Annotated in this window: 20 protein-coding genes; 6 read left to right on the top strand and 14 right to left on the bottom strand. The window is 56.0% G+C overall.

Annotated elements, in window-relative coordinates; translation table 11 throughout:
- Window positions 1–40: 40 nt before the first annotated feature.
- Window positions 41–1549, bottom strand: coding sequence for a glycerol kinase GlpK (glpK, locus tag M8013_RS02510; protein WP_271266260.1), 1509 nt, complete (start codon window positions 1547–1549; stop codon window positions 41–43).
- A gap of 20 nt (window positions 1550–1569) precedes the next feature.
- A complete protein-coding gene (locus M8013_RS02515) occupies window positions 1570–2415 on the bottom strand; it encodes an MIP/aquaporin family protein (RefSeq protein WP_271266261.1) in 846 nt (281 codons plus the stop codon).
- A 402-nt stretch (window positions 2416–2817) separates the two neighbouring features.
- On the opposite strand from M8013_RS02515, the gene zapB reads away from it, so the two are divergent.
- A complete protein-coding gene (gene zapB, locus M8013_RS02520; RefSeq protein ID WP_106995785.1) occupies window positions 2818–3057 on the top strand; it encodes a septal ring assembly protein ZapB in 240 nt (79 codons plus the stop codon).
- 352 nt (window positions 3058–3409) lie between these two features.
- On the opposite strand, the gene M8013_RS02525 is transcribed toward zapB, so the two are convergent.
- The 10 genes from M8013_RS02525 to priA form a co-directional block, all read right to left on the bottom strand.
- Window positions 3410–4504 carry a DUF6708 domain-containing protein gene (locus M8013_RS02525; protein WP_271266262.1) on the bottom strand — a complete coding sequence of 365 codons (1095 nt, stop codon included), beginning with the start codon at window positions 4502–4504 and terminating at the stop codon, window positions 3410–3412.
- Between the two features lie 131 nt (window positions 4505–4635).
- On the bottom strand, window positions 4636–5352 hold the full coding sequence (locus M8013_RS23535) for a DUF6708 domain-containing protein (RefSeq protein ID WP_336263502.1): 717 nt from the start codon (window positions 5350–5352) through the stop codon (window positions 4636–4638).
- A gap of 53 nt (window positions 5353–5405) precedes the next feature.
- Window positions 5406–6863 (bottom strand): T6SS effector BTH_I2691 family protein, encoded by a 1458-nt coding sequence (locus tag M8013_RS02535; RefSeq protein WP_271266264.1) that lies wholly within the window; start codon window positions 6861–6863, stop codon window positions 5406–5408.
- A gap of 456 nt (window positions 6864–7319) precedes the next feature.
- A complete protein-coding gene (gene rraA / locus M8013_RS02540; protein ID WP_271266265.1) occupies window positions 7320–7805 on the bottom strand; it encodes a ribonuclease E activity regulator RraA in 486 nt (161 codons plus the stop codon).
- Window positions 7806–7897: 92 nt separating this feature from the next.
- Window positions 7898–8824, bottom strand: a complete 927-nt coding sequence (gene menA, locus M8013_RS02545; protein WP_271266293.1) for a 1,4-dihydroxy-2-naphthoate polyprenyltransferase — start codon at window positions 8822–8824, stop codon at window positions 7898–7900.
- 62 nt (window positions 8825–8886) lie between these two features.
- Complete coding sequence (hslU, locus tag M8013_RS02550) at window positions 8887–10218, bottom strand: HslU--HslV peptidase ATPase subunit (RefSeq protein ID WP_271266266.1); 1332 nt, start codon at window positions 10216–10218, stop codon at window positions 8887–8889.
- A gap of 9 nt (window positions 10219–10227) precedes the next feature.
- Window positions 10228–10758 carry an ATP-dependent protease subunit HslV gene (gene hslV / locus M8013_RS02555; RefSeq protein ID WP_271266267.1) on the bottom strand — a complete coding sequence of 177 codons (531 nt, stop codon included), beginning with the start codon at window positions 10756–10758 and terminating at the stop codon, window positions 10228–10230.
- 91 nt (window positions 10759–10849) lie between these two features.
- Window positions 10850–11848, bottom strand: a complete 999-nt coding sequence (ftsN, locus tag M8013_RS02560; RefSeq protein WP_271266268.1) for a cell division protein FtsN — start codon at window positions 11846–11848, stop codon at window positions 10850–10852.
- Between the two features lie 93 nt (window positions 11849–11941).
- Window positions 11942–12967 (bottom strand): DNA-binding transcriptional regulator CytR, encoded by a 1026-nt coding sequence (gene cytR, locus M8013_RS02565; RefSeq protein ID WP_271266269.1) that lies wholly within the window; start codon window positions 12965–12967, stop codon window positions 11942–11944.
- Between the two features lie 134 nt (window positions 12968–13101).
- Window positions 13102–15297 carry a primosomal protein N' gene (gene priA / locus M8013_RS02570; RefSeq protein WP_271266270.1) on the bottom strand — a complete coding sequence of 732 codons (2196 nt, stop codon included), beginning with the start codon at window positions 15295–15297 and terminating at the stop codon, window positions 13102–13104.
- Window positions 15298–15504: 207 nt separating this feature from the next.
- Between priA and rpmE the strand changes: the two genes are divergently transcribed.
- Window positions 15505–15717, top strand: a complete 213-nt coding sequence (gene rpmE, locus M8013_RS02575; protein WP_271266271.1) for a 50S ribosomal protein L31 — start codon at window positions 15505–15507, stop codon at window positions 15715–15717.
- A gap of 48 nt (window positions 15718–15765) precedes the next feature.
- Here the strand turns inward: rpmE and metJ are convergent, their stop codons facing one another.
- Window positions 15766–16083 carry a met regulon transcriptional regulator MetJ gene (gene metJ / locus M8013_RS02580; protein ID WP_015960995.1) on the bottom strand — a complete coding sequence of 106 codons (318 nt, stop codon included), beginning with the start codon at window positions 16081–16083 and terminating at the stop codon, window positions 15766–15768.
- A 277-nt stretch (window positions 16084–16360) separates the two neighbouring features.
- On the opposite strand from metJ, the gene metB reads away from it, so the two are divergent.
- From metB to katG, 4 genes are all read left to right on the top strand, one after another.
- Window positions 16361–17521, top strand: coding sequence for a cystathionine gamma-synthase (gene metB, locus M8013_RS02585; protein WP_271266272.1), 1161 nt, complete (start codon window positions 16361–16363; stop codon window positions 17519–17521).
- Between the two features lie 2 nt (window positions 17522–17523).
- Window positions 17524–19956 carry a bifunctional aspartate kinase/homoserine dehydrogenase II gene (locus M8013_RS02590; protein WP_271266273.1) on the top strand — a complete coding sequence of 811 codons (2433 nt, stop codon included), beginning with the start codon at window positions 17524–17526 and terminating at the stop codon, window positions 19954–19956.
- A gap of 230 nt (window positions 19957–20186) precedes the next feature.
- The gene (metF, locus tag M8013_RS02595) at window positions 20187–21077 is read left to right on the top strand and encodes a methylenetetrahydrofolate reductase (RefSeq protein WP_271266274.1); all 891 of its coding nucleotides are present in this window, start codon (window positions 20187–20189) and stop codon (window positions 21075–21077) included.
- A gap of 144 nt (window positions 21078–21221) precedes the next feature.
- The gene (katG, locus tag M8013_RS02600; RefSeq protein ID WP_271266275.1) at window positions 21222–23393 is read left to right on the top strand and encodes a catalase/peroxidase HPI; all 2172 of its coding nucleotides are present in this window, start codon (window positions 21222–21224) and stop codon (window positions 23391–23393) included.
- Window positions 23394–23504: 111 nt separating this feature from the next.
- Here the strand turns inward: katG and gldA are convergent, their stop codons facing one another.
- Window positions 23505–24608: a bifunctional L-1,2-propanediol dehydrogenase/glycerol dehydrogenase gene (gldA, locus tag M8013_RS02605; RefSeq protein ID WP_271266276.1), complete on the bottom strand. Its 1104-nt coding sequence runs from the start codon at window positions 24606–24608 to the stop codon at window positions 23505–23507.
- Window positions 24609–24620 lie beyond the last annotated feature (12 nt).

Here is a 24620-nt window from a genome sequence, read left to right on the forward strand (position 1 = left end):
AGTGCCCCTCTCCCCAGAGGAGAGAGGGGCAAAGAAAGGATTACTCCTCGTGCTCTTCCCACGCCAGCGCGCGTTTCACCGCTTTCTTCCAGCCGCTGTAGCGGAAGTTGCGCTCGGTGGTTTCGATGCCCGGACGGAATTCACGTTCGATGACTGCTTTTTCCTGCAGCTCGTCGAGGTTCTGCCAGAAGCCCACCGCCAGACCGGCAAGGTAAGCCGCGCCGAGGGCCGTCACTTCACGCACTTCCGGGCGCTCCACGCGGGTGCCAAGAATGTCGGACTGGAACTGCATCAGGAAGTTGTTCGCTACCGCGCCGCCGTCCACGCGCAGGGCGTGCAGACGAATGCCGGAGTCGGCCTGCATTGCTTCCAGTACATCGCGGGTCTGATAGGCAATAGATTCCAGCGTCGCGCGGATGATGTGGTTCGAGTTCACACCACGCGTCAGGCCGAAAATCGCACCGCGGGCATATGGATCCCAGTACGGCGCGCCCAGTCCGGTAAACGCCGGTACCACGTACACGCCGTTGGTGTCTTTCACTTTGGTGGCGAAATACTCGGAGTCAAACGCGTCGCTGATCAGCTTCATCTCGTCACGCAGCCACTGAATGGATGCGCCGGCCATAAACACCGCGCCTTCCAGCGCGTAGTTCACTTCTCCGCGCGGACCGCAGGCGATAGTGGTCAACAGCCCGTGTTCCGACTTCACCGCTTTCTCGCCGGTGTTCATCAGCATAAAGCAGCCGGTACCGTAGGTGTTTTTCGCCATCCCTTCCTTCACACACAGCTGGCCAAACAGCGCCGCCTGCTGGTCACCGGCGATCCCGGCGATAGGAATACGCGTGCCGCCTTTACCGCCGATATTGGTCTGACCATAAATCTCAGAGGACTTACGTACCTGCGGCAGCATGGCGCGCGGGATGTCCAGCGCCTCCAGCATCTTGTCATCCCACTCGAGGGTGTTGATGTTGAACAGCATGGTGCGCGAGGCGTTGGTGTAGTCGGTGACGTGGACGCGTCCCTGGGTCATCTTCCAGACCAGCCAGGTATCCACGGTGCCGAATAACAGTTCGCCGCGCTTAGCACGCTCGCGGGAACCTTCCACGTGGTCGAGGATCCACTTCACTTTGGTCCCCGAGAAGTACGGGTCAACCACCAGGCCGGTGGCGCTGCGGACATACTCTTCCATGCCGTCGCGCTTGAGCTTTTCGCAGATCTCTGCGGTACGGCGACACTGCCAGACGATAGCGTTGTAGATTGGTTTACCGGTTTCACGTTCCCAGACAATCGCCGTTTCGCGCTGGTTAGTAATGCCAATCGCCGCAATTTCATCGGAACTGATGTCCGCTTTCGCCAGCACTTCGACCAGGGTCGAACTTTGTGTCGCCCAGATCTCCATCGGGTCGTGTTCAACCCAGCCTGGCTTAGGATAAATTTGCTCGAATTCGCGCTGCGATACGCTGACGATATTCGCGTCATGATCCATCACGACAGCGCGGGAGCTGGTCGTGCCCTGGTCGAGCGCAACGATATATTTTTTGTCGGTCATAGTAGGGTCCCGTAGTCAGATTACAGCGAAGCGTTTTGTTGTGTGCCAGAGGTCGTGTCCTTCTCCTCGGCGATACAGGTGTCGCACGGCAAGTGGCGGCCAATCAGCTTACGATAGCCGAATGCGCCCAGCGCAGCACCTACAATGGGGCCGAACAGCGGCACCAGGAAGTAAGGAATGTCTTTCGCACCGGTGAAAGCAACATCGCCCCAGCCTGCAAAGAAGGCGAAGGTTTTCGGTCCGATGTCGCGGGCCGGGTTCATGGCGAAGCCGGTCAGTGGTCCCATCGATGCGCCGATAACCGCAATCAGCAGGCCGATCAGCAGCGGTGCCAGCGGCCCGCGCGGAATGCCGTTGCCATCATCGCCCAGCGCCATGATGACGCCCATCAGGATCGCGGTAATCACCATTTCGACGGCAAAGGCCTGCACAAAATTAATGTGTGGGTTGGGATAGGTCGAGAAGATGCCCGCCAGCTCCAGACTTTCGGCGCTGCCGCGAACCATGTGGTGCGTTTGTTCAAAGTCGATAAACAGATTGTAATACAGGCCGTAAACCAGTGCTGCCGCGCAAAAGGCACCGGCAAACTGCGCCACGATATAGGGGGCGACTTTGCGCCCGTCAAAGCAGGCAAACAGCCATAACGCAATGGTCACCGCAGGGTTAAGATGCGCGCCAGAAACACCCGCGGTCAGGTAGATGGCCATCGCCACACCCAGACCCCAGATCACGCTGATTTCCCACTGACCGAAGCTGGCGCCCGCCACTTTCAGCGCCGCCACGCATCCGACACCGAAGAAAATGAGCAATCCGGTACCCAGAAACTCGGCGATGCACTGACCTTTTAAGGTTGAGGTTTCACTCATAATCGGATCCTGAAAGAAAATTTATGGTTATTGTTAGCGTGGCTATGGTCATACCAGCCCGCTCGTTCTGTAGATATAGTGTTAATTTATCGTTAACGAGCAAAAACGAGAAATATCGAAATCAAAATGTGTGTACTGCGTCAATAAAATGAGCGATAACGCGCCATAAAGTGAGCGCACCAGCAGAAGAGGGGTAGCGGGCTGAAGCATTTCATTAACTAAAGTGTTAACAATTTAGGGGTATATGACGCGAACGCACCAGGAGGAGGCCGAAAAGTGTGGGAAACCGCAATCTGCGCGGTCTGCCGCTGGACAGGGACGACGGGGCTCCATACAATCGGCACTATATGTTGTGCGCGTTTACGTTAAAGCGTCGCCTTGCAATTCAGGAGAGGTAGGATTATGTCTTTAGAAGTGTTTGAGAAACTGGAATCCAAAGTACAGCAGGCGATTGACACCATCACCCTGCTGCAGATGGAAATCGAAGAGCTGAAAGAAAAAAACAACGCGCTGTCGCAGGAAATTCAGACTGCTCAGCACGGTCGCGAAGAGCTGGAGCGTGAAAACCACCACCTGCGCGAACAGCAGACTGGCTGGCAGGATCGTCTGCATGCCCTGCTGGGACGTATGGAAGAAGTGTAATTTTGAATTCGTAAAAAAGGCATCCTGAATGGATGCCTTTTTTATTATAGGGAATCAGTTCGCACGGGATATCGTACTCAGCAACCAGCACCTGTCACTCACGTGGGCTGAGCGGCCAGGTTTGTATTTTCAGTCCATGACACAGAGACTTCTCAGCCAGCATTATTTTACTCGCCTTTTAAAAGGGTTAAATATGCGACCCTCCTTGTTCTTTCAGGGCCATGTAGTTGTCAGTTCCTGTCCGCGCTCATCAGCCGGAAACCATCGCCACGTCATACTGAGCAGCCAGGGCAACAACAGCGGCATGACAATGTTCACACAGGTGATAGTCGGTGTCTGACCGGTAAGCCCCTCAGTCCGCATGATTCTGCCCGCCATATTTGGCTTTCAGCCGGGCAACGACCCGGTCCATTGCTCCGCGTTCTTTTGCAAAGGTACGGGCATAACGCTCCTTGCCCTGTAAGCCCAGCATTGGTCGCCAGACCTGCGGTGGATTATGCTCTGCGCCCTTGTTGACGGGGTCATTCTCAGCCGGCTGACAGGCGGCAACCACTTCCGCAGGCCATTCCGGGATTTTGCAGGTCAGCATAACCAGCCAGCGCGGAAAGCTGATAACGAAAAAGACAGGAAGCTGCAGCGCATTGACCAGCAGGCCGAGCCGCCCGAACCACTGCTTACTGAGGTAAAACAGTCCGAACAGCCAGCCCTCTTTCTGCTTTTCCACCGGCGGGCACCAGGCTATGGAGTCCGCGAGGTCCGGGAGATACTCATCCCCCTCTTCCATATAGCAGCGAATAAATTCCCAGTACATGGTCAGGACATCGGGGTCACTCTCCAGATTAATCGGGAGAGGGATACATTCCGTAACAGTGTCCCCGTCATCTCCCGTAAGGCATCCCAAAATGGTCCATTCTTTTGCCAGCCGTCCCTTCGTTGAACGCAGAACAAATCTGAGATCCTGCCACGGCACGGACAACACCGTTCCACCGGACTGATAGACATACACCATCCCGTTTTTACGGTTAAAGCGGATCGGATAGTAGGTACTGAAAAATATCTCAGAGACCATTAGCCTGTATGCAGCCCAGGAAAGAGGAAGTGATATTAAGCACCACACAACAATCAAAAGTATCCAGGTCTTAAGCGGATATCCGCCCTCCCAGAGCATAGGAACTATCAATGAGAGAAAGGTGCCAATAAACATAATACAGAATATTATTCCTGCCCCCAGAGTTAAGACACCTCTCCAGTTATAATACCGGTCAACCAGTTCCAGATAGGTCGAGTTCAGACGCACCACGCTGTCAAACCCGGAGATCCCTGGAACATCCGGATCACCTGTTTTCTGCGAGTAAATTTTAAAAACACGTTTATCACTGAGGCGGAGAAATCCCTTATAGAACCGCTTGGTCGGGTCGGCAGGGAAGCGTTTAAACGGATTAAACATGCGCGCCTCGCTGGGTGGTCAGAGCCATATAGCCGCCTGTTTCCTTGTGCTCATCAGCCGGAAACCAGGGCAACAACAGCGCCATGACAATGTCCCTATAAGTGATATAAGGTGCCTGGCCGGTAAGCCCCTCAGTCCGCATGATTCTGCCCGTCATATTTGGCTTTCAGCCGGGCAACAACCCGGTCCATTGCTCCGCGCTCTTTTGCAAAGGTACGGGCATAACGTTCCTTGCCCTGCAAGCCCAGCATTGGTCGCCAGACCTGCGGCGGATTATGCTCTGCGCCCTTGTTGACGGGGTCATTCTCAGCCGGCTGACAGGCGGCAACCACTTCCGCAGGCCATTCCGGGATTTTGCAGGTCAGCATAACCAGCCAGCGCGGAAAGCTGATAACGAAAAAGACAGGAAGCTGCAGCGCATTCACCAGCAGACCGAGCCGCCCGAACCACTGCTTACTGAGGTAGAACAGTCCGAACAGCCAGCCCTCTTTCTGCTTTTCTACCGGCGGGCACCAGGCTATGGAGTCCGCCAGGTCCGGGAGATACTCATCTCCCTCTTCCATATAGCAGCGAATAAATTCCCAGTACATGGTCAGGACATCGGGGTCACTCTCGAGATTAATCGGGAGAGGGATACATTCCGTAACAGTGTCTCCGTCATCTCCCGTAAGGCATCCCACAATGGTCCACTGCGTTGAGAGTCGTCCCTTCGTTGGGTGCAGGACAAATTTGAGTTCATCCCAAGGCACGGACAGTACCGTTCCACCGGACTGGTAGACATACACCATCCTGTTTTTACGGTTAAAGCGGATCGGATAGTAGGTACTGAAAAATATCTCAGAAACCATTAGCCTGTATGCAGCCCAGGAAAGAGGGAGTGATATTAAGCACCATACAACAATCAAAAGTATCCAGGTCTTAAGCGGATATACTCCTTCGCGCCGTCCGCCAGACGGTCCCAGCTTATGCCCAGCCACCAGTCTGGTCCGCTGCTTTTCAGCTGTGCATTCATCTCGGCAATCCAGCCATCGTGATTAAAGAAGGCCGCCCGCTGAAGAAAGTTTTCCGGCGTCAGTGGGGCCTGATTCAGCTGCTGATCGATGTGGGTAATCACTCCGCCTTTGTCGTTCATCCCTGCCAGTACTTTCGTCACTGTCTGGATATAGCGTCCGCCACTGTGTGCACAGGTCGGGTCAAAGTGCTGCACAAAGTAATTCGTCATCACCGGCCCCTGCAGCCAGGCCAGATACATCCGGGTGATGGGAATGACTGAACTGTTGTCATACTCGGTCAGCCAGTCTTTCAGCGTTTGACTGAATGCCTGTGTCTTCGCCCGATCGATATATTTTTCATAACCCGTCTGCCACGCCTCATCTATCCGGTCCTTCCTGCTGGCCTCATTCAGGACATGCATTCGGTCGGCCATGTCCGGAGCCGGAAATCTCGGTCCCGCTGGCGTGTCCCCGCCATAGCGCATCTGCCGCTCATATTTTTCATCGCCGGCTTCTGCCGACAGGTAAAAGTGGTTACGCATCGACAGTTCGACGCTGCCGAGCATGGTCTGCAATGCAATACCACGACTCAATACCGGATTTGTGGCAATAGCCTGCTGCATCCGGTAGCGTGCCAGCGCCGAAATTTCCGTCGCTACCCCGACCGGGTCAGACAGCATCAGAATCGCGCCGTTACCGGCGTTCAGGTTATCTGCTGCCTGTTGTAAATCGGCTGCAGAATGATTGCTGACAGCTTTGAGGGGAGAGGGAGTCCAGGCTTTAAGAGTGCTGTTGCGCAGTACGGAGCTGTATTCAGCCACGCAGTCAACGAGCTGACTGAAGGGCAGAGCCTGCTGACCGCTATGGTTAGTAAGCCAGGCATCCATATCAAATTTCTGCATATACTGGCGTTGCCATGCCGCATCTTCATGCTGTTTGCGTACCAACGGTGTCCACGACTCTTCAGACCACGCAAACCAGTACACCCCGTTAAGTATACCGGCTGGCTTCACCGGCAATGTCACCAGGGAAGCGGTGGCCAGTTCATCTGATTGGGTAATACAGGGCTTGATATCCCCACTTTCCACGCGCGGCGGCACGACGCCATCCTCTGGAAGAGGATAAAAATAGCCGTCGCCGGTAACATAATAGTGAAGCCAGCGTTGTGAACGTTCTGCCCAAATGTATAAAAATCCCTGCCTTAGCAGACGGGCGGTATAGTCTGCTCCTCCTTCGGCCGTTACCGGTACGGTGATACTGCCGGGTAATGTCGGTAGCCTGTCACCTTTTTCCATGATTGCCGGACGAACCGGCAGGACGGGTAAACCGTAGCGCTGGCAGAACTTACATCCCTTTTCGTTGCTCATAATGAATCCATTCTTCTTCAGTCAGTGAAACCTGTCCGGCATGTAGGAAAGGTATAACCCTTGTTTTGTGGTGGTTATTTGGCCATGATACACCCAGTAGGATTTAACCTAACCTAAATTTTCTTGGCGTCGGCAGCTATTATTAACGTTTGGCTGTTCAGGAGACGTGCGATGGGCTGAGGGTAAAACTGTCGGGGCGTATTAAGGCAAAGGTTCGTGGGGGTGTGCGTGCATTCAGGTTGTAGGGAAATGCCGTAAGCCTGCAACGAAGAGTATGAACAAGGCAATTTTACTGAATGTTATCTTTTAACGCCAAAGCCATTGGGGAAGCAGGATGCTCAGGGGGCGGTGGAGACTTACAACACATAGCGGGCTCATCTGTCGCTGGAATACAAAACGCCCGATGAAGTTCATCGGGCGTAGCAAGGCTGAAAAGTGTCAACCTATTCCAGACAGTTACTCAATATCCAGCGGATCTTCGGAAAGAATGATCCCGGTATTGTCGGCGTAGAGATGGTCGCCGGAGAAGAACGTCACACCGCCGAAGTTGACGCGCACGTCGCTTTCACCAATGCCTTCACCTGCGGCACCCACCGGAATAGCGGCCAGCGCCTGAATGCCCAGGTCCAGCTCTTCCAGGTCATCTACCTGACGCACTGCGCCATACACCACAAGGCCTTCCCATTCGTTTTGCAGGGCGAGACGGGCAAGATCGGCGTCGATGAGTGCGCGGCGTACAGAGCCCCCGCCATCGACCAGCAGAATGCGACCACGGCCGTTCTGCTCGAGCAGATCGTACAGCAACCCGTTGTCCTCAAAACATTTCACCGTAATGATCTGTCCGCCAAACGACGACCGTCCTCCAAAGTTGGAAAACAGCGGTTCTACGACGTTAACATCTTCCTGGTAGATGTCACAAAGCTCAGAGGTATCGTATTTCATAGGCTTAAGGTTCAGTTGCTGCGAGTGATTTCAGTATATCGCGCGAATCGCATTGTTTGCAAAATCATCAATTGTTAATTGATATTTGTCAGCTAAATAAGCGTCTGGCTGAGCACAATTCCGACCACGAACAACAGGTTAGTCAGCAGTGCGCCTTTTACCGTGCGTTCGAGCATTGGCGGCATCGCAGAGGCGTTCAGCTCGCGCATCACGAAGCGCGCCTGCTTAATCAGCAGCGGCGCCGCCAGCACAAACAGCCAGCCCCACAGGCTGTGCAGGGAGATCAGGTTAAACAGCGCCAGGCAAACCAGCGCGCCGATGAGCAGGCCAGCATGGTAATGTCGTGCGTTGATCGGGCCTAACCGCACCGCCAGGGTGTTTTTACCGTTCTGACGGTCGCTGTCGATATCACGCAGGTTATTGATGTTCAGCACCGCGGCGGCCAATAAGCCACAGGCAGTGGCAGGCAGGAACAGGGCGGGAATTAACGTATGTGCCTGCAGATAACCGCTACCCATCACGCTCAGCCAGCCGAAAAACACCAGCACCGAAATATCACCCAAACCGATATACCCGTAGGGACGCGTGCCGACGGTGTAAGTGATGGCGGCAATGATGGCCAGAAGACCCAGCACCATAAAGCCAATAAAATCAGCCGGCGTTTTACAGGCGACCGAGACCAGCGCCAGGCCCGACAAGCAGATTAAAACCACGGTGATAATCAGCGCGCGCTTCATCTGCGCCTGGGTAATCGCCCCTTTCTGCATGCCGCGCAGTGGCCCGATACGATCGGGTTTGTCGCTGCCTTTCACCGCGTCGCCGTAATCGTTCGCCAGGTTAGAGAGGATTTGCAGCAGTCCCGCAGTGGTCAGCGCTAATACCGCGACGAGCGGATCGAAATGACCTTGCCACCAGGCAAGCGCGGTGCCAACGACAATGGCGGCAAAGGCCAGAGGTAATGTCTTAGGACGAAGACTTTCGAGCCACGCCTGAGTACGGCTGATATCAGTCATAGTAATTTAGCCAATAAAAATGGGGGCTATAGCCCCCATCAACAGTGATGAAAATACAGTAACCGCGATTATAGGATAAAACGGCTCAGATCTTCATCTGCTACTAAAGCGTCAAGATGCTTACTCACATAGTTGGCATCAATAGTAATGCTCTGACCATTCAGGTCGCTCGCCTCATAGGAGATATCCTCCACCAGACGTTCCAGCACGGTGTGCAGACGACGCGCACCGATGTTTTCGGTGGTTTCGTTAACCTGCCATGCCGCCTGAGCGATGCGTTTAATACCGTCCTCGGTGAACTCAATGTTCACGCCTTCGGTGGCCATCAGCGCTTTGTACTGCACGGTGATGGACGCATTCGGTTCAGTCAGGATGCGCTCGAAATCTTCGGTGGTCAGCGCCTGCAGCTCAACGCGGATAGGCAGACGACCCTGCAGCTCAGGGATCAGATCGGATGGCTTCGCCACCTGGAATGCGCCAGAGGCGATAAACAGGATGTGATCGGTTTTGACCATGCCGTGCTTGGTAGAGACGGTACAGCCCTCTACCAGCGGCAGCAGGTCGCGCTGAACGCCTTCACGAGACACGTCCGGACCATTGGATTCGCCACGCTTACAGATTTTATCGATCTCATCGATAAACACGATCCCGTGCTGTTCAACGGCATCGATAGCATCCTGCTTCAGCTCTTCCGGGTTCACCAGCTTCGCGGCTTCTTCTTCAATCAGCAGTTTCATCGCGTCTTTGATTTTCAGCTTACGCGGTTTTTGCTTCTGTCCGCCCAGGTTCTGGAACATGGACTGCAGCTGGCTGGTCATCTCCTCCATACCAGGAGGTGACATAATTTCCATGCCCATTGGCGCGGCGGCGAGATCGATCTCAATCTCTTTGTCGTCCAGCTGGCCTTCACGCAGTTTTTTACGGAAAGACTGACGCGCGGCAGAAGGTTCAGCAGGTTGTTCTGCCTGGCCCCAGTTATTTTTTGCCGGTGGGATCAGCACATCCAGGATGCGCTCTTCCGCCATCTCTTCAGCGCGATAGCGGTTTTTCTCGATTGACTGGACTCGCACCATTTTAATCGCCGAATCGGTCAGATCGCGGATGATAGAGTCCACTTCTTTGCCCACATAGCCCACTTCGGTGAACTTAGTCGCTTCAACTTTGATGAACGGCGCGTTCGCCAGCTTCGCCAGACGACGGGCAATTTCAGTTTTACCGACGCCGGTCGGGCCGATCATCAGAATGTTTTTTGGCGTCACTTCATGGCGCAGCTCTTCGTCGAGCTGCATGCGGCGCCAGCGGTTACGCAGGGCGATCGCCACAGAACGCTTGGCGTTATCCTGGCCGATGATGTGTTTGTTCAGTTCGCTAACAATTTCGCGTGGGGTCATTTCAGACATGAGAAATCCTTACGCCTTAGACGGCAATTCTTCGATGGTGTGGAAGTGGTTGGTATAGATGCAGATATCACCTGCAATATCCAACGCCTTCACAGCGATATCGCGTGCGCTCATGTCGGTATTTTCCAACATTGCGCGGGCGGCGGCCTGGGCGTATGGGCCACCGGAACCGATAGCAATCAGGTCGTTTTCTGGTTGTATCACGTCACCGTTACCGGTGATGATCAGTGAAGCATTTTCGTCAGCAACGGCCAGCAGCGCTTCAAGTTTGCGCAGCATACGATCGGTACGCCAGTCTTTTGCCAGTTCAACGGCGGCTTTAACCAGATGGCCCTGGTGCATTTCGAGCTTACGTTCGAACAGCTCAAACAGCGTGAAGGCGTCAGCCGTACCGCCTGCAAACCCAGCGATCACTTTGTCGTTATACAGACGACGCACTTTTTTCACGTTGCCTTTCATGACGGTATTACCCAGCGTGGCCTGGCCATCACCGGCAATTATCACCTGGCCGTTACGGCGTACACTTACTATTGTTGTCACGAAGACCCCCTGGTTTACATAATCGGAATAGGGGCCCCGAGCCAGTGCTCAGGGCTGAATAGTATGATAGATGGGGGGGATTTTGGGGGTTTCAACCCCCGGAGGCGAGTCGAATGCAGTTTGTATGACCCGCCATCTTGAGGCGAGTAATGGTGCTGTCGGCATTGTCTTTGCCTTTCACCGGGCCTATCACTACGCGATTCCAGCCGTTGTTGGTGGTGATGCGCGAATCAAAGCCTTCAAAGGCCAGCTGTGCACGCACAGTCTCCGCCTGTTCTGCGCCTTTAAATGAACCGCACTGCACCATCCAGCGGCGCTCGTCTTTCTTCTCTGCGGTCGGCTTCGGTGCTTCGGTTTCACGGGTAACCGGTGCCGCCTGCTGGGCTTTCGGCTGCTGTGCGGCCGTGTGCGCTGGCGTTTGCAGTAGATCCTGGTACGGCTGCGCAGCGGTGCTTTGCTTAGCGGGCTGCGTTTTTGCCGGCTGCGCTGGCTGAGTCTGCACGGTGCGCGGCTGCTGATACGGCTGTTCCGTTACGCGCGGCTGCGCTTTCGGCTGCTGTACCGTCTGGGTTTGAGCCCATTGTTGCTGCTGTTGTTGTTGAGTTTGCTGCTGCGCCTGACGTTGGCGCTGCAGCGTTTGCTGGCGTTGCGCTGCCGTTTGTTCATTCCACGGCACTTCGTTGAGCTGCGTGGGCTGCTGGCGCATATCGGCCTGCATTTGTGCCAGCAACTGGCGCTGTTCGTTGGTTAACTGCGTGGGATCCTTGACTTCGCCGCCAGCAGAAGGTTCGGTCGGGGCGCGAACGCCCGGCTGACGACTTTCTAGCTCTTTGATATAGCGCCAGCGCTCTTCAGGTTTAGGCGGTAAGCCATTACCGGCGACCTTTTTGCCCTGCAGCGCTTCTGCTTCTTCTTTTTTATGATGCGTAATGAACCAGAGGCCGCCGATAAACGCCACCAGCACCGCCGCAGCAATCGCAACCATTGCAGGTGAGACAGCAGGCAGACTACGTTGCTGGCTCCGTGGGCTACTCTTTTTGCGTCGCGAAGGTGCCGGCTGGCCGCGACGTACATAATCTCGTTGTGCCACTATCGTTTCGCTGTATTTATTCGTTTGTCAGCCCGTCATGTTACTTAAGCGGCGGGCCTTTGACCAGCCGAGGAAGTCTGAAAGGCGGCGACTTTACGTCAGCGCCTGAGTGGAACCACGAATGATTAATTCACAGTCCAGCAAGCGTGACCCGCTGTTGACGGTTTGCCCGTTAAGTTGATCAAGCAACAACATCATCGCTTCACGGCCAATATCGTAGCGTGGCTGCGCCACTGTGGAGAGCGGCGGATCGCAAAACTCAGACAATGAAATATTATCAAAGCCGATAATTGAGAGATCTTTCGGCACATTCAGGCCACGGCGTTTCGCATAAGAGAGCGCACCCAGCGCCATCACGTCGCTGTGGCAGAACACCGCAGTAGGCGGTTCCGGCAGCGCCAGCAGTGTTTCCAGCGCCAGTCCGCCAGCGGCATAGGTAAAATCACCGCGCGCAATGTAGTGTGGATCGACCGTCACGCCGGTACGACGCAGTGCCTGAACGTAGCCCTGCAGGCGATAATGGCACAGTGGCATCTCTTCTGGCCCGGCAATACAGCCAATGCGCTTATGCCCCAAATCCTGCAGATAATTCACGGCGTTAAATGCGGCGGTGAGGTTATCGATATGGACGGTAGGCAGCTCCAGCTCCGGGGCAAATTCGTTAGCCATCACCATCGGCGGCAGGTTGCGCTGCTCTTCGATGCTGGCATCGAACGGCAAACGTGAGCCGAGCAGCAGCATGCCGTCGATCTGCTTGGTGATGATCAGGTCAATAAAGGTTTTTTCCTGCTGGTTCTGGTGCGCGCAGTCGCCAATCAGCACCAGATAGCCTGCAGCGGCGGCAGTCACTTCGATACCGCGGATAATTTCACTGAAAAAGGGATCGCAAATATCGGGCACAATGACCAGGATGGTGCGGGATTCATTTCGTTTGACGTTACGGCCCATCGTCTGGGGCAGATAGCCCACTTCCAGTGCCGCCTGCTCAACGCGATTGCGCGTGGTCTGAGAGACTTTATCGGGATTCATTAAGGCTCGGGATACCGTTGCCGTAGATACATTCGCTTTCAGGGCAACATCTTTCATGGTCGCCGAGGCAACCTCTTTCCTGGACTTCAACCTCTTCTCCTCACAGGCGTATCACCGGTCTTCTGACTCCGTCAGTTTTATCAGATCGTGAATGGAATCGGTTACAGAATTTTCATAAAAAGTGTGAGGCGTGTTGAATTTTTCGATCCGCCTCTCACCGTGATTCAGCTTTCAATGGGATCAACGTCAAGCACCCACTTCACTTTACGCGCTTCCGGCAGGGTATTGATCAGCGTCAGCGCGCCGCTGACGATGTGTTGCAGACGGATCCGCGAAGGGTGCTGCAGCAGGATTTGCCAGCGATAACGTCCGCCACGTTTGGCGGCCAGCGCCGGCACCGGGCCTAAAATCCACAGCTGATTGTCCACCAGCGGACTGGCCTGCAGCAAATTGCGCAGCTGCTGGAGAAACAGCGGTGCCTGCTGGTTGTTGTGATCCTCAGCGCGGATAATCACATGGCTGGTCCATGGCGGGAGTTGCAGGGTCTGCCGCTCCGCCAGCGCCTGGTCGGCAAAGGCGTCATAGCCTTTATGCAGCAGCGTTTGCAGCAGGGGATGATCCGGGTGGTGGGTTTGCAGCACCACTTCACCCTGTTTACCCGCGCGTCCGGCCCGGCCTGCCACCTGCGTGTAGAGCTGGGCAAAGCGTTCCGCAGAGCGGAAATCAGCCGAAAACAGTGCCCCGTCAACGTCCAGAAGCGCAACCAGCGTCACGTCCGGGAAGTGATGGCCTTTCGCCAGCATCTGAGTGCCAATCAGAATACGCGCGCCGCCGCGATGCACTTCGGCCAGCTGCTGCTCAAGCGCACCCTTACGGCTGGTGGTGTCGCGGTCAATGCGCGAGATCGCCACGCCGGGGAAGAAGGGGGTCAACGCCTGTTCCAGCTGTTCGGTACCCAACCCGACCGGCACCATATGAGTCGAGCCGCACGACGGGCACTGACGCGGCACCGGGCGCTGGCTGTCGCAGTGGTGGCAGCGCAGATGGTGCTGGGCCTGATGCAGGGTGTAGTAATGATCGCAGCGCGGACATTCGGCAATCCAGCCGCAGTCGTGGCACAGCAGCGCGGGTGCAAAGCCGCGGCGGTTCAGAAACAGGATCACCTGGTTATTGGCCTGCAGATGCTGGCGCATGCGGGCGATCAGCGCGGGCGCTAATCCGGCCTGCACCTGCTGACCTTTAAGATCCAGTACATGTTGCGTGGCCGGGCGCGCATTGCCCGCCCGGCGGGTCAGGCGCAGCAGATGGTATTTACGCTGCTGCACATTATGCAGAGTTTCAAGCGCCGGGGTGGCGGAGCCGAGAATAATCGGGATCTGCTCGCTGTGGGCGCGATACACCGCCAGATCGCGGGCGTGATAGCGCCAGCCTTCCTGCTGTTTATAGGAACTGTCGTGCTCTTCGTCGATGACGATCACGCCCAGATTTTTAAACGGCGTAAACAGCGACGAGCGGGTGCCAATGACAATCGCCGCCTCGCCATTTTTGGCTTTCAGCCAGGCGCTGAGGCGTTCGCTGTCGTTTAATGCCGAGTGCAGCACTTCCACCGGGGCATTAAAGCGCTCGCGAAAGCGGGCGATAGTTTGCGGCGTCAGGCCAATTTCCGGCACCATTACCAGCGCTTGCTTCCCTTGTGCGAGCACATTTTCCAGCACGCTCAGATAGACTTCGGTCTTGCCGGAGCCGGTCACGCCCGCGAGCAGCCAGGCCGAGAAACGGTCCGACGCGCTGTGGATAGCGCCAACGGCAGTGGCCTGCTCGGTATTCAGACGCAGACGATCGCCCGACACGGCAAAGCCGTCTCGCCAGTCGATTAGCGCGGGCGCTTCGCAGGCCAGTTCGCTCAGTCCTTTTTTACGTAAGCCTTGTAACGCGGCGTCGTTAAAATCGAGGGCTTCAACCTGATGACGCCAGATCCGCCCCTGACGCAGTGCTGCCAGCGCCTGCTGCTGTTTTGGCGAGCGTTTCAGGCTGTTGATGTCGACGGCTTGTCCCTGCTCGGTGGCAAACCAGTACCACACCGGCGCATGGCTGGCGTTTTTACCCTGGCGCAGCAGAATGGGTAAGGCGTGGAACAGCACGTCACCTATCGGATGATGGTAATACTCAGCCGCCCACAGCAGCAAACGCCAGACGCTTTGGGAGAAGACCGGTTCACTGTCCAGCACCTCAACAACGCTTTTCAGCTCATTGATCGGCAGCTCGCTTTTTTCGCTGACGGCGACCACGACCCCCACGCGCTGCTGCTTACCAAACGGCACGTTCACACGACAGCCCGCTTTGGCCTGTATACCGTCTGGCAGCAGGTAATCAAAGGTGCGGGGAAGCGGAACGGGAAGGGCAACGTGAACAACGGGCATCGAATCTTCCTGACTTGAAAAGTGGCGCGTTAGTATACACATTAGTTGCTGGCGTCGTGCTGATCAGTTTGCATACACAAATCTTATTCTGTATGATTCGCCGCCTTTGATGCGCTTTTTGTCGCGTCAGAGTACATACTATTAACATCGCGTGGTGTCTGGCGTTAGGGCTGGAAGAGCGACGCGGCCTTAACTGAGGTTCTCCCCATGAAAAAAGATATTCATCCTAAATACGAAGAAATTACTGCAAACTGCTCTTGCGGTAACGTGATCACCATCCGTTCTACCGCGGGTCACGATCTGAACCTGGACGTGTGCGGCAAATGCCACCCGTTCTACACTGGTAAGCAGCGTGACGTTGCAACCGGTGGCCGTGTTGACCGCTTCAACAAGCGTTTCAGCATCCCGGGCGCTAAATAAGCTACCCGAAAAAAAAGCGCCGAAAGGCGCTTTTTTTGTATCTGTAAATCAGTATTCCCACGTATCCGGGTCGATACCCAGTTCACGCATGATCACCTTTGCCGCTTCCGGAATTTCATCACTGCGCTCTTTACGCAGGTCTTCATCGTTCGGCAACGGTTGACCGGTAAACGCATGCAGGAACGCTTCGCACAGCAGTTCGCTGTTGGTGGCGTGACGCAGGTTATTCACCTGACGACGCGTGCGTTCATCGGTGAGGATCTTTAACACCTTCAGAGGAATGGAAACCGTAATTTTTTTTACTTGTTCACTCTTCTTACCGTGCTCAGCGTATGGGCTGATATATTCGCCGCTCCATTCAGCCATGAGATACCTTCATCCTCTATGTCATTAATATGAGGCCGCCACCGCAGCGATTCGCAGGGTTTCGGGCCATAATCGGGCGTAGTTTACCGTAGAGACGCGGCCGTGACACGGATATTGCCTCTGAGGTCTGCGCTAAAGCGTATAATTTTAACGGCTATTTACGCATTGCTCAATCTATACGCAAAGAAGTTTAGATGTCCAGATGTATTGACGTCCATATAATCAGTGTTTACATTGGTGACTGACTTTTCATCCAATAAGCCAGGAAGCCTTCACCATGACGCGTAAACAGGCCACCATCGCAGTGCGTAGCGGATTGAATGATGACGAACAGTACGGCTGCGTTGTCCCACCGATCCACCTCTCCAGTACCTATAACTTCACCGGATTTAATGAACCGCGTGCGCATGACTACTCGCGCCGTGGCAACCCTACGCGTGACGTCACCCAGCGAGCGCTGGCGGAACTGGAAGGCGGCGCAGGCGCGGTGATGACCAATACCGGCATGTCGGCAATCCATCTGGTGACCACCGTTTACCTGAAACCCGGCGATCTGCTGGTGGCACCACACGACTGTTACGGTGGTAGCTACCGTCTGTTTGATAGCCTGGCGAAGCGCGGTTGCTATCGCGTGCTGTTTGTCGATCAGGGGGATGAACAGGCGCTGAAACAGGCGCTGGCAGAAAAGCCGAAGCTGGTTTTAATCGAGAGCCCGAGTAACCCATTGCTGCGCGTCGTGGACATTGCGAAAATTTGTCAGCTCGCAAGGGATGCGGGAGCGATAAGTGTAGTGGATAATACCTTCCTCAGTCCGGCGCTTCAGAACCCGCTGGCGCTGGGTGCGGATCTGGTATTGCATTCATGCACCAAATATTTGAACGGCCATTCTGACGTCGTTGCGGGCGTGGTGATTGCCAAAGATCCGGACGTTGTCACTGAACTGGCATGGTGGGCGAATAATATCGGCGTCACCGGTAGCGCGTTTGACAGCTATTTGCTGTTGCGTGGACTGCGTACCCTGTCGCCGCGTATGGACGTGGCGCAGCGTAATGCCCAGGCAATTGTCGATTTCCTGAAGACCCAGCCGCTGGTGAAGAAGCTTTATCACCCGTCGCTGCCGGATAATCAAGGACACGAGATTGCGGCCCGTCAACAAAAGGGTTTTGGTGCAATGTTAAGTTTCGAACTGGATGGCGATGAGCAAACGCTGCGCCGCTTCCTCAGCGGGTTGTCACTGTTTACGCTGGCGGAATCCTTAGGTGGGGTTGAAAGCTTGATCTCCCACGCCGCCACCATGACGCACGCAGGCATGGCGCCAGAAGCGCGTGCCGCCGCCGGGATCTCTGAGACGCTGCTGCGTATCTCAGCCGGTATAGAAGATTGTGAAGATTTAATTGCCGATCTGGAAAATGCCTTCCAGGTTGCAACCAAGGGGTAATCATGAGTGTGATAGCGCAGGCAGGGGCGAAGGGTCGCCAGCTGCACAAGTTTGGTGGTAGTAGTCTTGCTGATGTGAAATGTTACCTGCGGGTCGCGGGGATCATGGCAGAGTATTCGATGCCGGGGGACATGATGGTTGTCTCTGCGGCGGGCAGCACCACCAACCAGTTGATTAGCTGGCTGAAGTTAAGCCAGACCGATCGTCTCTCTGCGCATCAGGTTCAACAAGCGTTACGCCGTTATCAGAGCGAATTGATCGCCGGCTTACTGCCTGCTGATGTTGCCGATGGCCTGATCAGTACCTTCATTCACGATCTGGAGCATCTGGCCGGTTTGCTCGACAGCGGCGTCAGCGATGCGGTGTATGCCGAAGTGGTGGGACACGGTGAAGTCTGGTCTGCGCGCCTGATGGCCGCAGTCCTGCAGCAGCAAGGTCTGGAAGCCGCATGGCTGGACGCGCGTGATTTTCTGCGCACCGAACGCGGAGCCCAGCCGCAGGTTGATGAAGGGCTGTCCTATCCATTGCTGCAACAGCTGCTGGTTCAGCATCCGAACAAACGTATCGTGGTCACCGGCTTTATCAGCCGCAGCAACGCGGGCGAAACCGTGCTGCTGGGGCGTAACGGCTCTGACTATTCTGCCACGCAAATCGGTGCCCTGGCAGGCGTGTCCCGCGTCACCATCTGGAGCGACGTGGCCGGTGTGTACAGCGCCGATCCGCGCAAAGTCAAAGATGCCTGCCTGCTGCCGCTGCTGCGTCTCGATGAGGCCAGCGAGCTGGCACGTCTGGCGGCGCCGGTCCTGCACGCCCGTACGCTGCAGCCGGTTTCCGGTAGCGACATCGACCTGCAGCTGCGCTGTAGCTATACGCCGGATAAGGGCTCGACCCGCATTGAACGCGTGCTGGCCTCCGGGACCGGGGCGCGTATTGTCACCAGCCATGATGACATCTGCCTGATCGAATTCCTGGTTCCTTCCGGTCTGGATTTCAAACTGGCGCATAAAGAGATCGATCTGGTGCTCAAGCGTGCCCAGGTTCGTCCGCTGGCGGTGGGTGTCCATCCCGATCGTCAGCTGCTGCAGTTCTGCTACACCGCAGAAGTTGCCGACGGCGCGCTCAAAATTCTGGATGAAGCGGGCCTGCCGGGCGAACTTCGTCTGCGTCAGGGGCTGGCGCTGATCGCGATGGTTGGCGCGGGCGTCACCCGTAACCCGCTGCACTGCCACCGTTTCTGGCAGCAGCTGAAAGGCCAGCCGGTTGAGTTTACCTGGCAGTCGGAAGAGGGCATCAGCCTGGTGGCGGTGATGCGTACCGGGCCAACCGAGAGCCTGATTCAGGGGCTGCATCAGTCGCTGTTCCGTGCGGAAAAGCGCATCGGTCTGGTGCTGTTTGGTAAAGGCAATATCGGTTCTCGCTGGCTGGAGCTGTTCGCTCGCGAACAGACCACGCTGTCGGCGCGTACCGGCTTTGAATTTGTGCTGGCGGGGGTCGTCGACAGCCGCCGCAGCCTGCTTAACTACGAAGGGCTGGACGCCAGCCGCGCACTGGCCTTCTTTAACGATGAAGCCGTGGCCCAGGACGAAGAGTCGCTGTTCCTGTGGATGCGTGCCCATCCGTACGATGACCTGGTGGTGCTGGACGTGACCGCCAGCGAACAACTTGCCGATCAGTATCTGGATTTTGCCAGCCACGGTTTCCACGTGATCAGTGCCAACAAGCTGGCGGGCGCCAGCAATACCGATAAGTATCGCCAGATCCATGACGCCTTTGAAAAAACGGGCCGTCACTGGCTGTACAACGCCACCGTTGGGGCCGGTTTGCCGGTTAACCATACCGTGCGTGACCTGATCGAAAGCGGCGACAGTATTCTGGCGATCAGCGGGATTTTCTCCGGCACCCTGTCGTGGCTATTCCTTCAGTTTGATGGCACCGTGCCGTTTACCGACCTGGTGGATCAGGCGTGGCAGCAAGGGCTGACCGAGCCCGACCCGCGCGTTGACCTCTCCGGTAAAGACGTGATGCGTAAGCTGGTGATCGTGGCCCGTGAAGCGGGTTACGACATTGAGCCAGGTCAGGTGCGCGTGGAGTCACTGGTACCTGCCGGTTGCGAAGAAGGTTCTGTCGATCACTTCTTCGAAAACGGCGATGAGCTCAATGATCAGATGGTACAGCGCCTGGAAGCCGCGCGTGAAATGGGCCTGGTGCTGCGCTATGTGGCGCGTTTCGATGCCAACGGCAAAGCGCGCGTCGGGGTTGAAGCCGTCCGCCCGGAACACCCGCTGGCGGCGCTGCTGCCGTGCGATAACGTCTTTGCCATCGAAAGTCGCTGGTATCGCGATAACCCGCTGGTGATCCGCGGACCGGGTGCGGGCCGTGACGTGACTGCCGGGGCCATTCAGTCCGATATCAACCGTTTAGCGCAGCTGCTGTAGTCAGTATGCTTTCTCCCTCTCCCTGTGGAGAGGGTTGGGGTGAGGGCATCAGCGCGCACTCACCCCGCTTATCATGAACGTTCTTCATCTTCCCTGAGCATTCCTCACCGTCAATGATGATATTTTCAGTTGACGCCAGTCCGCTTTTCCGTCATTTTTACATCTGGACGTCTAAACGTATAGAAGTTCGAACCATAACAAACAACGACACGCGATTGATGAGGTAAGGTATGAGCTTTTTTCACGCCAACCAGCGGGAAGCCCTGAATCAGAGCCTGGCTGAAGTAAACGGCCAGATTAACGTCTCTTTTGAATTTTTCCCGCCGCGCACCAGTGAAATGGAGCAGACCTTGTGGTCCTCTATCGATCGCCTGAGCAGCCTGAAACCCAAATTTGTTTCCGTCACCTACGGTGCCAACTCCGGCGAGCGCGACCGCACGCACAGCATCATCAAAGGCATCAAGGATCGCACGGGGCTGGAAGCCGCGCCGCACCTGACCTGCATCGATGCCACCCGTGATGAGTTGCGAACCATCGCCCAGGATTACTGGAATAACGGTATTCGCCACATTGTTGCCCTGCGCGGTGACCTGCCGCCAGGCAGCGGTAAGCCGGATATGTACGCCACCGATCTGGTGACGCTGTTGAAAGAGGTGGGCGACTTCGACATCTCTGTGGCGGCTTATCCGGAAGTGCACCCGGAAGCGAAAAGCGCCCAGGCGGATCTGCTCAACCTGAAACGCAAAGTGGATGCCGGCGCAAACCGTGCCATCACCCAGTTCTTCTTTGATGTCGAAAGCTACCTGCGTTTTCGCGACCGCTGCGTCACGGCAGGTATCGACGTCGAAATTATTCCGGGCATTTTGCCGGTCTCTAACTACAAGCAGGCGAAGAAATTTGCCGACATGACCAACGTGCGTATCCCGCTGTGGATGTCAAAAATGTACGAAGGTCTGGACGACGATGCGGAAACCCGCAAGCTGGTGGGTGCCAATATCGCGATGGACATGGTGAAGATTTTAAGTCGCGAAGGGGTGAAAGATTTCCATTTTTATACCCTTAACCGCGCCGAAATGAGCTACGCGATCTGCCACACGCTGGGGGTTCGCCCCGGTTTATAACTGCAAGACCCTCATAAATATGAGGGTCTTTTTGTTTCTGATAGATGTCAACGGAATTAACTATCAAATCTGTGGATCGTTTCAATTATCTCTTGTTCCCAGTGGTGTATATCCTAACGATAAAACTACAAAGGGAGAAAAGTGATGAGCATGTCCGACGAGAACCAGAATTCAGGTAAGTGTCCTTTTCATCAGGGCAGTTTTGACAAGAGTGCGGGTGCCGGTACTAACAGCCAGGACTGGTGGCCTAAACCACTTCGTATCGATCTTCTCAATCAGCATTCCGAACGTTCCAACCCGCTAGGTAAAGATTTCAATTACCGCAAAGAATTCAGCAAACTCGATTACTCCGCGCTAAAAGGCGATCTCAAAGCGCTTTTAACCGATTCTCAACCCTGGTGGCCTGCAGACTGGGGCAGCTATGCCGGCCTGTTCATTCGTATGGCGTGGCACGGGGCAGGCACCTATCGCGCCATTGACGGCCGCGGCGGCGCGGGCCGCGGTCAACAGCGTTTCTCACCGCTTAACTCGTGGCCGGATAACGTCAGCCTCGATAAGGCGCGTCGCCTCCTGTGGCCGATCAAGCAAAAATATGGCCAGAAAATATCCTGGGCCGACCTGTATATTCTCGCCGGAAACGTGGCGCTGGAAAATTCCAGCTTCCGTACTTTTGGCTTTGGCGCCGGACGCGAGGATGTCTGGGAACCGGATCTGGACGTTAACTGGGGGGACGAAAAAGCCTGGTTGACCCATCGTGACCCGGAAGCACTGGCGAAAAACCCTCTATCCGCCACCGAGATGGGGCTTATCTACGTCAACCCGGAAGGACCAAATGCCAGCGGTGATCCGCTGTCTGCGGCGGCGGCGATTCGCGCCACGTTCAGCAACATGAATATGAACGACGAAGAGACTGTGGCGTTGATTGCTGGCGGTCATACGCTGGGTAAAACGCACGGTGCCGGGGAGGCCTCCCATGTCGGTGTCGATCCGGAAGCGGGCTTAATCGAGTCGCAGGGTCTGGGCTGGACCAGCACCCACGGCAGCGGTATCGGTGCTGATACGATCACCTCGGGTCTGGAAGTCATCTGGTCGCAGACGCCAACCCAGTGGAGCAATTACTTCTTCGAAAACCTGTATAAATACGAATGGGTGCAAACCCGCAGTCCTGCAGGAGCGATCCAGTTTGAAGCGGTTGACGCCCCTGAAATTATGCCCGATCCGTTCGACCCGTCGAAAAAGCGTAAACCGACCATGTTGGTCACCGACCTGACGCTGCGCTTTGATCCGGAGTTCGACAAAATTTCTCGTCGTTTCCTTAACGATCCGCAGGCCTTTAATGAAGCCTTTGCCCGGGCCTGGTTCAAGCTGACCCACCGGGACATGGGGCCGGTATCCCGCTACTTCGGACCTGAAGTGCCTAGAGAAGAGCTGATTTGGCAGGATCCGCTGCCGCATGCGTTCTTCCAGCCGACGGCGGCGGATATTGAAAGCCTGAAGGTGGACATTGCCGCATCCGGGCTGTCCGTCAGCGAACTGGTCTCGGTGGCCTGGGCGTCTGCTTCGACGTTCCGCGGTGGCGATAAGCGCGGTGGCGCGAACGGTGCGCGTCTGGCGCTGGCGCCGCAGCGCAGCTGGGATGTTAACGCCGTGGCTGCACGTGCTCTGCCGGTGCTGGAAGGTATTTATAAATCGGCACACAAAGCGTCGTTGGCCGACATCATCGTGCTGGCGGGCGTTGTGGGCATCGAACAGGCTGCGAAAGCGGCAGGCGTGAATATTACGGTGCCGTTTACTCCAGGCCGCGTTGACGCGCGTCAGGATCAGACCGATATCGAGTTGTTTGGACTGCTTGAACCCGTTGCCGATGGTTTCCGTAACTACCGTGCTGCAATTGACGTGTCGACCACTGAATCGTTGCTGATCGATAAAGCGCAGCAGCTGACCCTGACCGCACCGGAGATGACGGTGCTGGTCGGGGGTTTACGTGTGCTGGGTGCTAATTTTGATGGCGGTAAGAGCGGCGTCTTTACCGATCGCGTGGGCGTGCTCAGCCCTGACTTCTTCGTCAATTTGCTGGACATGGGGAATCAGTGGAAGGCCACCGATGACTCTGCGGAGTTGTTTGAAGGCCACGATCGCGTCAGCGGTGAGGTGAAGTTCACGGCGAGCCGTGCCGACCTGGTATTCGGTTCTCACTCTGTTCTGCGTGCCCTGGCAGAAGTGTATGCCTGCAGCGATGCCAACGAGAAGTTCGTGAAGGACTTTGTGGCGGCGTGGACCAAGGTTATGAATCTCGACCGATTTGATCGGCAGTAAACAGGAAAATCCCCGCTGATGCGGGGATTTTTTTGTCGGGTGGCGGCTGCGCCTGACCCGGCCTACGGATTTTGTAGGCCCGTGCAAGCGCAGCGCCGCCGGGCAAAAAGGTTACTGCCACTCCTGTAAAAAGCGCTGACCGTACTGGTCGGCAACCAACAGCGCCGCGTAGACCTGGTCCGGCGTCGCTCCGCCCGGCATGTTGTGGATTGTTTCCCCTTCTGCACAGGCGGCTTGTGCCACCGCCTGCATTTTGGCCGCAATATCCGTTTTGATATCCAGCTGCGCCAGGGTAATTGGCAGACCCACGCTGCGACACAGCGCAGCCACGGTTTCGATCTCTTCTACCGGGGCATTTTCCAGTACCAGCTGAGTGAGTGTACCGAAGGCCACTTTCTCGCCGTGATAGTAATGATGCGCATCCGGGATGGCGGTCAATCCGTTATGGATGGCATGTGCTGCCGCCAGCCCGCCGCTTTCAAAACCGACGCCGCTTAGATAGGTGTTAGCTTCAATAACCCGCTCGAGTGCAGGCGTGACGACGTGCTGTTCCGCCGCCAGCATCGCTTTTTCCCCTTCTTCGACCAGCGTGTTGTAGCACAGCTCGGCCAGCGCCAGTGCGGCCTGGGTACATTTTCCGCCCGCCATGGTCGTGGCCCCGCTGCGCGAGCAGGCGCGGGCTTCAAACCACGTCGCCAGCGCATCGCCAATCCCCGCGGCCAGCAGGCGCGCCGGCGCCCCGGCTACGACTTTGGTATCGACAATCACCATGTTTGGGTTGTGCGGCAGCATCAGATAGCGATCAAATTCGCCGCTGTCGGTGTAGATAACGGAAAGGGCGCTGCACGGCGCGTCGGTTGAGGCAATTGTCGGGACGATAGCGACCGGCACGTCCATAAAATGCGCCAGCGCTTTGGCCGTATCCAGCGTCTTACCGCCGCCGATACCGAGGATAGCCTGGCAGTCGGCACCTTTGGCCAGCTTGCGCAGACGGTCGATCTCGTTTTGTGAACACTCCCCGCCGAAGGAGGCGATTTCAACTTGCAGTTCGGCCTGTTTAAAGCTCTGGCGCAGGGTCTCTTCGGCAAAACCCAGTACAAATTTATCGCCTACCACCAGCCAGCGCGCAGCCAGCGGCCGCAGATAGTCGCCGAGGCGGGTGAGCACATCTGCGCCCTGAATGTATTTACCGGGCGATTGAATAATACGGTCCATAACATGTCTCCC

Source organism: Silvania confinis (assembly GCF_025564085.1).
Classification (GTDB): domain Bacteria; phylum Pseudomonadota; class Gammaproteobacteria; order Enterobacterales; family Enterobacteriaceae; genus Enterobacter; species Enterobacter confinis.